Annotated in this window: 10 protein-coding genes and 1 pseudogene; 5 read left to right on the top strand and 6 right to left on the bottom strand. The window is 63.0% G+C overall.

Annotation, left to right across the window (positions count from 1 at the left end):
* Window positions 1–20 precede the first annotated feature (20 nt).
* The 5 genes and pseudogenes from cobG to LRS56_23400 all read left to right on the top strand — a co-directional run bounded on the left by cobG (window position 21) and on the right by LRS56_23400 (window position 5,370).
* Window positions 21–1,366: pseudogene (cobG, locus tag LRS56_23420) on the top strand (precorrin-3B synthase).
* A complete protein-coding gene (locus tag LRS56_23415) occupies window positions 1,359–1,985 on the top strand; it encodes a precorrin-8X methylmutase (GenBank protein ID WDU61719.1) in 627 nt (208 codons plus the stop codon). The pseudogene cobG and the gene LRS56_23415 overlap by 8 nt, the downstream one beginning before the upstream one ends.
* Window positions 1,985–2,716, top strand: a complete 732-nt coding sequence (locus LRS56_23410; GenBank protein ID WDU61718.1) for a precorrin-2 C(20)-methyltransferase — start codon at window positions 1,985–1,987, stop codon at window positions 2,714–2,716. The genes LRS56_23415 and LRS56_23410 overlap by 1 nt, the downstream gene beginning before the upstream one ends.
* Window positions 2,716–4,353 carry a precorrin-3B C(17)-methyltransferase gene (gene cobJ, locus LRS56_23405; GenBank protein ID WDU61717.1) on the top strand — a complete coding sequence of 546 codons (1,638 nt, stop codon included), beginning with the start codon at window positions 2,716–2,718 and terminating at the stop codon, window positions 4,351–4,353. Before LRS56_23410 ends, cobJ begins: the two co-directional genes overlap by 1 nt.
* Before the next feature lie 237 nt (window positions 4,354–4,590).
* Entirely contained in the window at window positions 4,591–5,370 is a 780-nt protein-coding gene (locus LRS56_23400; GenBank protein ID WDU61716.1) for a hypothetical protein, read from the top strand.
* On the opposite strand, the gene LRS56_23395 is transcribed toward LRS56_23400, so the two are convergent.
* From LRS56_23395 to dusB, 6 genes are all read right to left on the bottom strand, one after another.
* Window positions 5,367–5,963, bottom strand: coding sequence for a MarC family protein (locus LRS56_23395; protein ID WDU61715.1), 597 nt, complete (start codon window positions 5,961–5,963; stop codon window positions 5,367–5,369). The genes LRS56_23400 and LRS56_23395 overlap by 4 nt on opposite strands.
* Window positions 5,964–6,125: 162 nt before the next feature.
* Window positions 6,126–8,897 (bottom strand): response regulator, encoded by a 2,772-nt coding sequence (locus LRS56_23390; GenBank protein WDU61714.1) that lies wholly within the window; start codon window positions 8,895–8,897, stop codon window positions 6,126–6,128.
* 114 nt (window positions 8,898–9,011) lie between these two features.
* Entirely contained in the window at window positions 9,012–10,304 is a 1,293-nt protein-coding gene (purD, locus tag LRS56_23385) for a phosphoribosylamine--glycine ligase (GenBank protein ID WDU61713.1), read from the bottom strand.
* A 203-nt stretch (window positions 10,305–10,507) separates the two neighbouring features.
* A complete protein-coding gene (gene purH / locus LRS56_23380; protein WDU61712.1) occupies window positions 10,508–12,115 on the bottom strand; it encodes a bifunctional phosphoribosylaminoimidazolecarboxamide formyltransferase/IMP cyclohydrolase in 1,608 nt (535 codons plus the stop codon).
* A gap of 81 nt (window positions 12,116–12,196) precedes the next feature.
* The gene (gene fis / locus LRS56_23375) at window positions 12,197–12,517 is read right to left on the bottom strand and encodes a DNA-binding transcriptional regulator Fis (protein WDU61711.1); all 321 of its coding nucleotides are present in this window, start codon (window positions 12,515–12,517) and stop codon (window positions 12,197–12,199) included.
* Window positions 12,514–13,527: a tRNA dihydrouridine synthase DusB gene (gene dusB / locus LRS56_23370; GenBank protein WDU61710.1), complete on the bottom strand. Its 1,014-nt coding sequence runs from the start codon at window positions 13,525–13,527 to the stop codon at window positions 12,514–12,516. The genes fis and dusB overlap by 4 nt, the downstream gene beginning before the upstream one ends.
* Window positions 13,528–13,627: the final 100 nt, after the last annotated feature.

The following is a 13,627-nucleotide window of genomic DNA, read 5'->3' as shown; positions in this document are numbered from 1 at the left end:
ATCCGACGGGCAGGCTTTTCATGCCGCCGGACAAAGCAGGCATAATACCGCGCCTTTACCCGTCAACCGGTAGCCCCGTGAACCCAACGCCTGCTCTGAACACCTTGCGCCCCTCGGCTTGTCCGGGGTTGCTGCGTATCGTCCAGGCGCTGGATGGCGGAATTTGCCGGATCAAACTGGCCGGGGGGCTATCCGCGCCGCCCAGGCGATTGCAGTGGCAGACGCCGCCCAGGCCCATGCGGGCGGGGTGATCGAGGCGACCAACCGCGCCAACCTGCAGATTCGCGGGATTGGTGCCGAGCAGGACGCCTTGATCGCCATGCTGTTGGCCGCCGACCTCGGGCCGAGCAACGCCGCCGGCGACGACGTGCGCAACCTGATGCTCAGCCCCAGCGCCGGGATCGACCCGCAGATGCTGTTCGACACCCGCCCGCTGGCCGAGCAGATCCTGACCACGCTGCAAAACCACCCACGCTTCCATGAACTGTCGGCCAAGTTTGCCGTGCAATTGGATGGTGGCGAGGCCCTGGCGATGCTCGAGCATCACCACGACGTGTGGCTGTCGGCGTTTGAGCGCGACGGCGAAATAGTATTGGCCTTCGGCCTGGCCGGCTGCCCTGGGCTGAATGCGCCATTGGCGGCGGTGCCACTGGAGCAGGGCCATGCCTTGGTGGTCGCGGTGCTGGAGCTGTTTCTGGGCCTGGCGACCCCAGCGCAAACCCGTATGCGCCATCTGGCTGTGGATAACTTCGTGAGCCGGCTGCGTCTGCCGTTGCTGCCGGTGGAGGGCTTCAAACGCTCGGCCAGTGGCGCTTTGCTGCACCTGGGGACTTATCCACAGCACCAAAAAGATCAGTTCTACGTCGCTGCCGTTGCGCCGTTGGGTCGCCTGGACTCGAACATGCTCAGAGGCGTCGCGCAGCTGGCCAGCGAGTTCGGCGACGGCACGTTGCGCTTCACGCCCTGGCAGGGCGTGCTGCTGCCCAACGTCAACAAGCCTGAGGCCGTTACTCAACGTTTGGAGCAACTGGGCTTCCTCTGCTCGCCCGACCAACCCCTGGCACGCATGATCGCCTGCACCGGTTCCAGCGGCTGCGGCAAAGGCCTGGCGGACACCAAAGCCGACGCGGTGCAATTGGCCGCGCTGCAACCCGGCATCGAGGTGCACCTGTCCGGCTGCCCGCGCTCCTGCGCCGCCGCGCACGTGGCGCCGGCCACCTTGCTGGCGGTGAGCCCCGGCCACTACGACCTCTATTTTCGCGACGCAGCCCAACCCGGTTTCGGCCGGCTGCACGCACGCACTCTTTCTATTGAAGCGGCGGGCGCCCTGCTGCGCGCTCGCCCACGGAGCAACACCGATGATTGATTACATCCGCGACGGTCAGGAGATCTATCGCAACTCCTTCGCCATTATTCGCGCGGAAGCCAACCTGGAGCGCATCCCGGCCGACCTGGAACAACTCGCGGTGCGGGTGATTCATGCGTGCGGCATGGTCGAGGCGATCGACGGCCTGCAGTTTTCCGAGGGCGCGGGCAAAGCCGGGCGCGATGCGCTGGCAGCCGGCGCGCCGATTCTGTGTGATGCGCGGATGGTCTCCGAAGGCGTGACCCGTGCGCGCCTGCCGGCCAATAACGAGGTGATCTGCACCCTGCGCGACGACAGCGTGCCGGAACTGGCGCGGGAGTTGGGCAACACGCGTTCCGCCGCCGCCCTTGAGCTGTGGCGCCCGCATCTGGAAGGCAGCGTGGTGGTGATCGGCAATGCGCCGACCGCCTTGTTCTACCTGCTGGAAATGCTCGACGCCGGTGCGCCGAAACCGGCGTTGATCCTCGGCTTTCCGGTGGGGTTTGTCGGCGCCGCCGAATCCAAGGCAATGCTGGCGGCCGACAGCCGTGGCGTGCCGTTTGTGATCATGCAAGGCCGCCTGGGCGGCAGTGCGATGGCCGCCGCTGCGGTCAACGCCTTGGCCACGGAGGTCGAATAATGCCGGCACGCGGACGTTTGATCGGCCTGGGCGTGGGCCCCGGTGACCCGGAACTGATCACCCTCAAGGCTCTGCGCCTGCTGCGCGAATCGCCGGTGGTGGCGTACTTCGTGGCCAAAGGCAAGAAGGGCAACGCCTTCGGCATCATCGAGGACCACTTGGTACCCCAGCAAACCCTGATGCCACTGGTGTACCCGGTGACCACTGAAGTGCTGCCGGCACCGATGTCTTACGAACAAATCATCAGTGACTTCTACGACAACGCCAGCCTCGACGTGGCCGCGCACCTGGACGCCGGCCGCGATGTGGCGGTGATCTGCGAAGGTGACCCGTTCTTCTACGGCTCCTACATGTACCTGCATGACCGCCTGGCCGAGCGCTATGAGGCTCAGGTTATCCCGGGCGTGTGCTCGATGCTCGGCGGCGCCTCGGTGCTTGGCGCGCCGCTGGTGTATCGCAACCAGAGCCTGTCGGTGCTCTCGGGCGTTCTGCCGCATGAGGACCTCAAGCGCCGCCTGGCGGATGCCGACGCGGCGGTGATCATGAAGCTGGGCCGCAACTTCCCCAAGGTGCGCCAGGTGCTCGAAGAACTCGGCCTGGCCGAGCGTGCGCTGTATGTGGAGCGCGCCACCATGGCCAACCAGAAAATCGTCGCGCTGGATCAGGTTGACCCGGCGTCTTCGCCGTATTTCTCGCTGATCATTGTGCCGGGTGAAAGGTGGCAAGGTTGATGCGCCCGGCGATTGTCATTCTGGGGCAGGGCAGCCTGGCCACTGCGCGCAGGATCCAACAGGTGTACCCCGGCGCGCTGATCCACGGCCTGGCCGGACGGGTAGAGGGCGCAGACCAGCCCTACAACGAATTCGGCGCAACCCTGCGCCAGCTGTATCAACACGGCACGCCGCTGATTGCGCTGTGCGCGGCCGGCATCGTGATCCGCACCCTGGCGCCGCTGTTGCTGGAAAAAGGCGAAGAGCCCGCTGTGCTGGCCGTGGCCGAAGACGGCAGCGCTGTGGTGCCGTTGCTGGGTGGCCTGGGCGGGGTGAACATCATGGCCCGGGATATTGCTGCCGCGCTCGGTGTGGCCGCTGCGATCACCACCAGCGGTGAAGTGCGTTTCGGCACCTGCCTGCTCAATCCGCCTGAGGGCTATCAGCTGGCTGACCTGGAACTGGGCAAGCGGTTTGTCTCGGACCTGTTGGCCGGCGAAAGCGTGCGCATCGAGGGCGCGGCGCCGTGGCTGGACCAGGCCAACCTGCCACAGGATCAGCAGGCGCGCCTGGCGATCCACGTGGGCAGCGCCGAGCGCACGCCGGCGGCCAATGAATTGCTGATTTACCCGAAGACGGTGTGCGTGACCTGCCAGCCGGGCGCGGAGTTGGCGCAGCGTGTGCGCACGGCCTTGCACGGAGCGGGGATCGCTGTGCAATCCCTGGCCTGCCTGTTGGCCAGCGCGACGCAGATGGCCGAGCCCTCACTGCATGAAGCCGCGCTGGCGTTGGGCGTACCGCTGCGTTTCGCCGATGTGGCGCCTGACGCGGACATCACGATCACGGTTGCCGAGCAGCCTCTGGACCTGTCGCAGGTTGGCCGCCCGCGTGGCCGCCTTGCTGTGATCGGCCTGGGCCCGGGCGCCGCCGAGTTGATGGTGCCGGCGGTGAAGGCCGAACTGGCGCGCTGCACCGATGTGCTGGGCTACGAAACTTATGTACGCATGGCCGGGCCGTTCCGTGACGACCAAGTGCAGCACTGCACCGATAACCGCGAAGAAATGCAGCGCGCCCGCCACGCCTTTGAGCTGGCCGCCCTGGGGCGTTCGGTGGTGGTGGTGTCGTCCGGCGACCCGGGTGTGTTCGCCATGGCGGCGGCGGTGATCGAGGCCTTGCACGAGTCCAGCGACCCTGCGTGGCACCAGGTCGACCTGGAAATCCTGCCGGGCGTCTCGGCCTCCCTGGCCACCGCCGCCCAGGCCGGTGCGCCGCTGGGCCATGACTTTTGCGTGATGTCGCTGTCGGACAACCTCAAGCCCTGGTCGATCATCGAAAAGCGCCTGGATCTCGCGTCCCAGGCCGATCTGGCGCTGGCGTTCTACAACCCTATTTCGCGCTCGCGGCCCTGGCAATTGGGGCGTGCCCTGGAAATCGTCGCGCTGCATCGCACCCCTGAAACACCGGTGGTGCTGGGGCGTGACATCGGTCGCCCGGGCCAGACGCTGCGCGTCACCACGCTGGGGCAACTGACGCCCGAGCAAGTCGACATGCGCACCATGGTGCTGATCGGTTCATCCACCACCTGTGCGTTCCCGCGTGCCGGGGGCGGTGACTGGGTGTACACCCCGCGTTGGTACGGCGAAAAACCAGCCTCCTGAAAACGGCCTGCCGCCAGCCGGAAAGCTCCGAGTGATGTTGGGTGAAAACCTGCTGTTACTCGGGGCTTTTTCTTTTTTCAGGGTTGAAATACGGAAGGCCCACAGGCGCGCCTCGCTATTGCTGGAGGGCGTTTTTTCGGGCGCCTCTCCAAGCGATGTTTGTCGTCTGGAAAGCCCACCGGCCACTGGACTAGTGTGGGGGTGAGCCCTGTGTGGGGTGGTTGTGGAGAACTGAAAATGGAGCGACATCACAAAAGGATCATCAGTGCGAAAAGGCGCAAGCTGATTGCCGCCTATAAGCTGCCAGGGGCACCGGGCGCCAGCCCTGCCATGCCCCTGGGCACTGAGGATGATTGCAATGGGGCGGTGGTGAACAACGGGGTGATCTCGTTTATCGAGGGGGTGTCCGTGCTGAACCGCGAGTACATCCGCAAGAGCTACCTGCTTGCCAGTAGCTATGTCAGCGATGTGTTGAGGATGCAGCGCGGTACGGAGGTGTGGTACGACGAATTTATCAAGGTGATGGTCAGCCTGGGCTGGTTGCCGGTGCGTAACAGTTTTGAACGGGTCAAACGCTCGGGCAAGGGCCTGACGGTGCAACTGGCGGCGCTGAATATGATTGCGGCGATGCTGGCGTCGTCCTCTCTGGCCGGGCCCTTGCTTGGCGCATTGCCGAAGTTGGCGGCTGACGCACTGGAGGCCATGAAGCAGCACCCCGCCTCTTTCGAACTGTTCAAACGCAACAGCACAGTGCACCAGGGCGGTGATTTCGGCTTGGCGTCCTGTGCCGAAACCGAGGGCGAGGTGACGATGGTGCTGGTGACCTACAGCTCCTATGGGGTGAGCAAGCAGGTGGGGCTGCCGTTTCTGGAGTGGGACAGTTCATCATTCGAGGCTTTCAGCGGGCAGACCTGTCTGGTGCTGAATACCTCGGTGGTCAACGAAAAGACGCTGCAGCTGATGCGTGAGAGCGCGGGTGACAAGGTGCAGTCGGCAATTACCAAGTATCGGATCTAGGGCACCAGGTAACCACGCACCCCGGTAAAGATGATTTGCGCGGCCAGTGCGCACACGAACAACCCCATTAACCGGCTGACAATCTGCAAGCCCTGGTCGCCGAGAATCCGTTCGATCCGGTTGGACAGGTACAGCACCACGCCCACCGTGAGGCTGGCCAGGGCAATGCTGAGTATGGCAGTGATCTTGTCATCCCAATGCGGCTGGCTGACGCCCATCACCAGCAGCGCACCGATGGTGCCGGGGCCGACCGTAAGAGGGATGGTCAGCGGCACGATGGTCACGTCCTGCTGCACATTGTCGGTCTGCACCGCCGACTTGCCTTGGGCCATTCCCAGGGCCGAGATAAACAGCACACTGCCGGCACCGATGCGGAACGCGTCCACGGTGATGCCGAACACACTGAAAATCACCCGACCGAACAGGTAGAGCAACACGCTCGAGACCAGGGTGGCCAACGCGACTTTCCAGGCCAGGCGCCGACGTTCCTTGCTGGAGTAGCCACGGGTCAGGCTGATAAAGCAGGACAGCACAAAGAAGGGGCTGTAGAGCACCAGCATTTTCAGGTAGACGCTGAATAACACGTGGAGCATGGGGGAGGCTCGCGGGCGGAAAAAGTGTTGAGAGTCTATCAGGCGGCAGGGTTCAAATGTGGGAGGGGGCTTGCCCCCGATAGCGTGTATCAGTCACACATTGGTTGGCTGACAGTTCGCAATCGGAGGCAAGCCTCTTCCCATATGGGGCAGTATTTCCGTTCAGGAAGACGCATGTTCCGGTCGCTGTTGACGCTGCGCCACCCAAAACTCCACCAACTCGCGCAACTGTGACAGCTCCACCGGCTTGGCCATGTGCCCGTCCATCCCGGCCTGGCGTGCGCGCTCTTTGTGTTCCGACAGAATATGCGCCGTGAGCGCGACCACCGGCGTGCGAATGCGCTGATGGCTGACTTCCCACGCCCGCAGCTGCTGGGTGGCGGAGAAACCATCGAGGATCGGCATCTCACAGTCCATCAACACCAAGTCATAGCGCTGGGACTTCATCGCCTCCAGCGCTTCCTCGCCATTGCTGGCGGTGTCCGGGTTGAGGTTGAGCTTGCCGAGCATGCCACGGATCACTTTGGTGGAAATGCTGTTGTCTTCGGCTACCAGGATGCGGAAATCGGCGGGCACGGTGACGGCTGCCGGTGCAATGGGTGCCACGCGGGGCTGGGTTGCGCCTTTGTTGCGCTGGGCCAGTTCGTCAGCCAGGGTGGTCTTGAGCGTATAACCCGCCACTGGCTTGGCGAGGATGCGTTTGATCCCGCAATTGCGTGCGATGATCTTGCTCGGCGCATTGCTGATGCCGGTGAGCATGATCAACAGGATGTCGTGGTTCAGGCTTGGGTCTTCCTTGATCTTGGCGGCCAGTTGCATGCCGGTCATGCCGGGCATGTTCTGGTCCAGCAGCACCACGTCGAAGTAGTCGCGCAGGTGCGCCTTGGTGCGCAGCAGCGCCAGAGCTTCCTTGCCCGAGGGCACGGCGCTGACGTTCAGGCCCCAGGCGGTGCATTGTTGCACCAGCACTTTGCGGCAGGTGTCGTTGTCGTCCACCACCAGCACGCGGGCGTCCTTGAGCGGGCCGTCGAGGTCGGACGTCGGGTGTTCCAGGCGTTCCGGGTCCAGCGGCAGGGTCAGCCACAGGGTGCTGCCCTGGTGGGCGCCGCTCTTGATGCCGAACTCGCCGTTCATCAACAGGATCAGTTGGCGGGCGATCACCAGACCCAGGTGGCCGCTCAAACGGGTGGCCGAGAGGAAGTTCTTGCTGTGCAGTTCGCTGTGCAACAGGGCGTCGCGCTCGGCGGCTTCCATCGGCAGGCCGCTGTCCTGTACGGCAATGCGCAGGCGCGGTTTGGTGCTGCGGTCATCCAGGGCGACCACGATCAGCACTTCGCCTTCGTCGGTCTTTTGCAGGGCGTTTTCCAGCAGGCTCAGCAGCGCTTGGCGTAAGCGCGTCGGGTCGCCGCTGATCACGCGGGGTACCTGGGGCTGGATAAAGCTGATCAACTCGACATTCTGCTGCTCGGCCTTGGCGCGGAAGATGCTCAGGCAATCGTCGATCAGCGCGTTGAGGTCGAATTGCACGTCGTCCAGCTCGATCTGCCCCGACTCGAGCTTGGAGATATCGAGGATCTCGTTGATCAGGGTGAGCAGTTCATTCCCGGCACTGTGGATGGTTTGCACGTAGTCGCGCTGCTTCACCGACAGCGGCGTGCCCAGCAGCAGCTCGGTCATGCCCAGCACGCCGTTCATGGGGGTGCGGATCTCGTGGCTGATCTTCGCCAGGAACTCGGCCTTTGCTGCGATTTCGGCATTGCTGGCCGCCAGGTCACGGCTGAGGCTGAACCGCGCCTCGACAATCGCCCGTTGGCGTTCGCCCAGGGCCAGGCTCATTAACAGGCCGCTCAGGCAGATAAAGGCGAGCAGCGTGATGATCAAGCCTTGCGGCGACACCATCGTCAGGCCCAGCAGGGCAGGCAGGATGATCAGCGTGCCGATGTTGAACACCACCATTGCCGCCACGAACAAACGCGCCGGGCGGTAGCCTTTTTGCCAGTGGCAGGCCGAGACAAACAGCATGCTCAAGCCGGCCAGGGCCACCAGGGCGTAGGTGATGATGTTCAGCGGCAGGGTGTTGACGAACAACAGCAACAGGCCGCACAGCACGATCAACAGGATGTCGGCCATCAACAGCTTGTTCAGCGGGTGCGGGCCCAACGGCATGAAGAAACGGTAGGCAAACATCAGCCCGCACGGCGCGGTCAGTAGCAGCGCAAGGTAGGCGCCGGGGGTCTGGATCGCGTGCCAGTTCGGCAGCCACGGGCCCAGCAGGTTGAGCAACAACGCCAGGCTGAGCATCAACAGCACTTCACAGGCGGCCAGCCACAGGCTGCTGCGTGAGCGGTGGTAGGCGAAGCGCGTGAGGTTGTGCAGGATCAGCATCAGCAGGCAGCCGAACAGCAGGCCGTAGATCAGCGTCTGGGTCTGGTCAGCGGCGGCGAGTACGGCCGGTTCCAGGGTTATGTAGGGGCGCAGTTCATGTTCCGAAACCAGGCGCAGGTAGACCTCGAGGGGTTTCTGGCTCTGTGGCATCGGCAGCATGAAGTCGCTGCTGGGCAACGGGCGTTCCGCCTGGGGTTGGCGCGTGCCGGTGGTTTGTTGCTCGACCAGGGTGTCGCCGTCCAGCACGTAAAGGCTCAGGTGGGACAGGTCCGGGGCAAAGATACGCAGCACTTGCTCGTGCTTGCCGGGTTGCAGCTTGAAGCGTACCCACAACGCACCGTCAGGTTCGGCTGCGGTAATGCGGTCAAGTTCAATGGGGCTGAATTGGTTGGTGTAGCGCGAGGAGCGGATGTCGCTCAGTTGCAGGTCGGCCTGTTCATCAAGCAATACTGCCCAGCCACTGCCTTGCGCGGCGGCCTGGGCCGGGAACAAGCAGAGCAGTGTCAGCAGGCTGACAGTAAAACCTATGGCGATCCTGAGCCAGCGCACGGCGAAATCCCTTCGTAGGTTGATGCACGGGTTAACTATGCGCGGGGTGGCATGTGTACGGCAAGGGCCAGAGGCCCTTGCCTAACCGAACGGATAGCTACGGACTACAGCTGCTTACTGGTTCTCGCCACGTTCGCGGGCAATCGCGCGATAGCCGATGTCGGTGCGGTAGAAACAGCCTTTCCAATCGATTTTCGCGGCCAGCTTGTACGCCTGTTGCTGCGCGGCATCGACACTGGCACCCATTGCAGTGGCGCACAATACACGGCCACCTGCGGTTACAACTTTGCCATCCTTGAGCGCAGTGCCCGCATGGAACACTTTGCCTTCCAGCGTAGCCGCCGCGTCCAGGCCTTCAATCACGTCGCCCTTGGCGTAGTCGCCAGGGTAACCGCCGGCCGCCAGCACAATCCCGACGCTTGGGCGTGGGTCCCACTGCGCTTCCACCTTGTCCAGGGCCTGTGCCAGCGCGGCTTCCACCAGCAGTACCAGGCTCGACTGCAGACGCAGCATCACCGGTTGGGTTTCCGGGTCGCCGAAGCGGCAGTTGAACTCGATGACTTTCGGGTTACCGGCTTTGTCGATCATCAGGCCTGCGTACAGAAAACCGGTGTACACATTGCCTTCGTCGGCCATGCCGCGCACGGTCGGCCAGATCACCAGGTCCATCACGCGTTTGTGCACTTCGCTGGTGACCACCGGGGCAGGGGAGTAAGCCCCCATGCCGCCGGTGTTCGGGCCGCTGTCGCCGTCGCCGACGCGTTTGTGGTCCTGGCTGGTGGCCATCGGCAACACGTTCTTGCCGTCGACCATCACGATAAAGCTGGCTTCTTCGCCGTCGAGGAACTCTTCGATGACTACCCGCGAACCGGCCTCACCAAAAGCATTGCCGGCGAGCATGTCGCGCACGGCGTCTTCGGCTTCCTGCAGGGTCATCGCCACGATCACGCCTTTACCGGCGGCCAGGCCGTCGGCCTTGATCACGATCGGCGCACCTTTTTCACGCAGGTAAGCCAGGGCGGGCTCGATCTCGGTGAAGTTCTGGTAGTCGGCGGTCGGGATCTTGTGGCGTGCCAGGAAATCCTTGGTGAATGCCTTGGAGCCTTCCAGCTGGGCAGCGCCGGCGGTCGGGCCGAAGCAGTCCAGGCCACGGCTGCGGAACAGGTCCACCACGCCGGCAACCAGCGGTACTTCCGGGCCGACGATGGTCAGGGACACGTTCTGCTCGGCAAAGTCTGCCAACTGCTCAAGCGCCAGCACGTCGATGGCGACGTTTTCGCACTTGGCTTCAATGGCGGTACCGGCGTTGCCGGGCGCCACGAAAACCTTCTGGACGCGTGGGTCCTGGGCAACTTTCCAGGCCAGGGCGTGTTCACGGCCACCGCTGCCAATGATCAAAACATTCATTTCAAAAACCTCGAATTCTATAGGGCGCTAACGTGGCGCCGGACTCGTGTGGCGAGCGGGCTTGCCCGCGTCGGGCTGCGAAGCGGCCCCAACACCAAGCACCGCGGGCTGACTGATAAACCCTGTGCTTCTTGAGGGGGACTGCTGCGCAGCCCAACGCGGGCAAGCCCGCTCGCCACAAGAAGCCCCCTTCCACATTTGGATCAGTGACGGAAGTGGCGCATGCCGGTGAAGACCATGGCGATGCCGGCTTCATCAGCCGCTGCAATCACTTCTGCATCACGCATCGAGCCGCCTGGCTGGATCACTGCGGTAACACCGGCTTTCGCGGCGTTATCCAGGCCATCGCGGAACGGGAAGAACGCATCGGAAGCCATCACCGAGCCCACTACCTGCAGACCGGCGTGTTCCGCCTTGATCGCAGCGATACGCGCCGAGTTCACTCGGCTCATCTGGCCGGCGCCGACACCGATGGTCTGGCGGTTCTTGGCGTAGACGATGGCATTGGATTTAACGTACTTGGCCACTTTCCAGGCGAAGATCAGGTCGTTGATCTCTTGCTCGGTCGGTGCGCGCTTGGTCACCACTTTGAGGTCTTGGCTGCCGATCATGCCGATGTCGCGGCTCTGTACCAGCAAACCGCCGTTGACGCGCTTGTAGTCCCAGGCAGCAGCGCGGTCAGCCGACCACTCGCCGCAGGCCAGCAGGCGCACATTGGCCTTGGCGGCGACAATGGCGCGAGCCTCTTCGCTGACGCTAGGGGCGATGATCACTTCGACGAACTGACGCTCGACGATCGCTTTAGCGGTCTCTGCATCCAGCTCACGGTTGAATGCGATGATGCCGCCGAACGCGGACTCAGTGTCGGTGGCGTAGGCCAGTTCGTACGCCTGGCGGATACCGCCTTCAGCGTCCGGGCTCACCGCCACGCCGCACGGGTTGGCGTGCTTGACGATCACGCAGGCCGGCTTGACGAAGCTCTTCACGCATTCCAGCGCGGCATCGGTGTCGGCCACGTTGTTGTAGGACAGCTCTTTGCCTTGCAGCTGGGTCGCAGTGGCGATGCCGACTTCGGCCGGTTTGGCTTCCACGTAGAACGCCGCGCTCTGGTGCGGGTTCTCGCCGTAGCGCATTTCCTGGGCCTTGATGAACTGGCTGTTGAAGGTGCGCGGGAACTGGCTGCGGCCTTCGGTGCTGAGGGTTTCAGCCGCCTGGTTCACGGTGCCCATGTAGTTGGCGATCATGCCGTCGTAGGCGGCGGTGTGTTCGAACGCCTTGAGCATCAGGTCGAAACGCTGGGCGTAGGTCAGGCCGCCGGCTTTCAGGCTGTCGAGCACTTGGGCGTAGTCGCTGGCGTTGACCACGATGGCCACGTCTTTGTGGTTCTTGGCGGCGGAGCGAACCATGGTCGGGCCGCCGATATCGATGTTTTCGATGGCGGTCGGCAGGTCGCAGCCTGGCTTGTTGATGGTGGCTTCGAACGGGTAGAGGTTAACGGCCACCAGGTCGATCGGCTTGATGCCGTGCTCGGTCATGATGGCGTCGTCGATACCGCGACGGCCGAGGATGCCGCCGTGGATTTTCGGGTGCAGGGTCTTGACCCGACCGTCCATCATTTCTGCGAAACCGGTGTAGTCCGCGACTTCCACTGCGGCCACGCCGTTGTCCTGCAGCAGTTTGAAGGTCCCGCCTGTGGAGAGGATTTCCACGCCGAGGGCTTCCAGCTCCCGGGCAAATTCGAGGATCCCGGTCTTGTCGGAGACGCTGATCAAGGCGCGGCGGATCGGCAGGCGGGTAGTCTGGTCGGTCATTTCAATTTCCATCAAAAGCAAAGGAGTCAGCAAAAAAGGCGACCGGTTTTACGCGGGCGCCTTTCTGGTTTGATTGAATGCTTACAGCAAATCGTATTGCTTGAGCTTTTTGCGCAAGGTGCCACGGTTGAGGCCCAGCAGCTCACTGGCTTTGGTCTGGTTGCCCTTGACGTAGTTCATCACGCTTTCGAGCAAGGGCGCCTCGACTTCGGAGAGCACCAGGTTGTACACGTCCGTGACGGAAGCGCCCTCAAGGTGGGCGAAATAATTGTGCAGCGCCTTCTCGACACTCCCGCGAAGGGTCTGGCCTTCTTCGCTCGGCGTGTTGAGGTGCTGTTTCAAATTGACGTTGTCGCTCACGGGTGTTGTTCCACTCACTAAAGTCTCGGTCATCATCGTCATGCGGCCACCCCCTCTCCGTCCCCTGTCCCCAGGCTCTTTTCACGCTCGCTGAAAAACTCTCGAACGGTGGCGACCTGTGCTTGCGTATCATCCAAACGATTGAAGTGGGCGCGAAACTCCCTGGCGCCCGGCAAGGTTGCGAGATACCAGCCGACATGCTTGCGAGCAATGCGTACTCCCATCACGTCTCCGTAGAAGGCGTGCAGGGCGGCCAGATGCTCTAGCAGAATACGTTCCACCTCGATCAGCTCCGGTGCCGGCAAGACTTCGCCGGTACGCAGAAAGTGGTCGATCTCACGAAAAATCCACGGTCGCCCCTGGGCGGCCCGGCCAATCAACAAACCATCGGCACCGGTGGCGTGCAGCACGCGCCGGGCTTTCTCGGCTGAATCGATATCGCCATTGGCAAACACCGGCATCGACACCGCCTGCTTGATCGCGGCGACGGTGTCGTACTCGGCTTCACCGGTGTACAGATCGGCGCGGGTGCGGCCATGCACCGCCAGCGCTGTAATACCTGCCTGTTCGGCGATCTTCGCCACCGTCAGGCCGTTCTTGTTGTCCCGGTCCCAGCCGGTACGAATCTTCAGGGTGACCGGTACATCCACTGCGCCGACAACGGCCTGCAGGATCTCGGCTACCAATTGCTCATCTTTCAACAGCGCGGAACCGGCGGCCTTGTTGCAGACCTTTTTGGCCGGGCAGCCCATGTTGATATCAATGATCTGTGCACCCAACTCCACGTTGGCCCGGGCCGCATCCGCCAGCATCTGTGCATCACCACCGGCGATCTGTACCGAGCGGGGCTCGGGATCACCTTCGTGGATCATGCGCATCCGTGATTTGCGGGTGTTCCACAAGCTCATGTCGCTGGTGACCATTTCCGAGACTACTAGACCCGCGCCCAAACGCTTGCACAGCTGACGAAAGGGCTGGTCGGTGACGCCCGCCATGGGGGCGAGAATCAAGCCATTGTGCAATGTGTATGGGCCGATGCGTACCGCCGACATAGGACTTCCCTGTTGTGGGGCCGGATCATTAGAGTTCGAAAAAGGGTTGGCATGATACCCGCTCTCGATGACTGGATAAAGGCTGAATTGGATAAAATCT

The sequence above is a fragment of the Pseudomonas poae genome (genome assembly GCA_028869255.1).
Lineage (GTDB): Bacteria > Pseudomonadota > Gammaproteobacteria > Pseudomonadales > Pseudomonadaceae > Aquipseudomonas > Aquipseudomonas poae_C.
This window is presented reverse-complemented; position numbering and strand designations above follow the sequence as displayed.

Bases quoted from the DNA above. Each gene is read 5' to 3' on its own strand.
- LRS56_23395 (WDU61715.1), bottom strand. From the start codon at position 5,963: ATGCTCCACGTGTTATTCAGCGTCTACCTGAAAATGCTGGTGCTCTAC.
- LRS56_23415 (WDU61719.1), top strand. From the start codon at position 1,359: ATGATTGATTACATCCGCGACGGTCAGGAGATCTATCGCAACTCCTTC.
- LRS56_23410 (WDU61718.1), top strand. From the start codon at position 1,985: ATGCCGGCACGCGGACGTTTGATCGGCCTGGGCGTGGGCCCCGGTGAC.
- purD (WDU61713.1), bottom strand. From the start codon at position 10,304: ATGAATGTTTTGATCATTGGCAGCGGTGGCCGTGAACACGCCCTGGCC.
- fis (WDU61711.1), bottom strand. From the start codon at position 12,517: ATGACGATGATGACCGAGACTTTAGTGAGTGGAACAACACCCGTGAGC.
- LRS56_23400 (WDU61716.1), top strand. From the start codon at position 4,591: ATGGAGCGACATCACAAAAGGATCATCAGTGCGAAAAGGCGCAAGCTG.
- cobJ (WDU61717.1), top strand. From the start codon at position 2,716: ATGCGCCCGGCGATTGTCATTCTGGGGCAGGGCAGCCTGGCCACTGCG.
- dusB (WDU61710.1), bottom strand. From the start codon at position 13,527: ATGTCGGCGGTACGCATCGGCCCATACACATTGCACAATGGCTTGATT.
- purH (WDU61712.1), bottom strand. From the start codon at position 12,115: ATGACCGACCAGACTACCCGCCTGCCGATCCGCCGCGCCTTGATCAGC.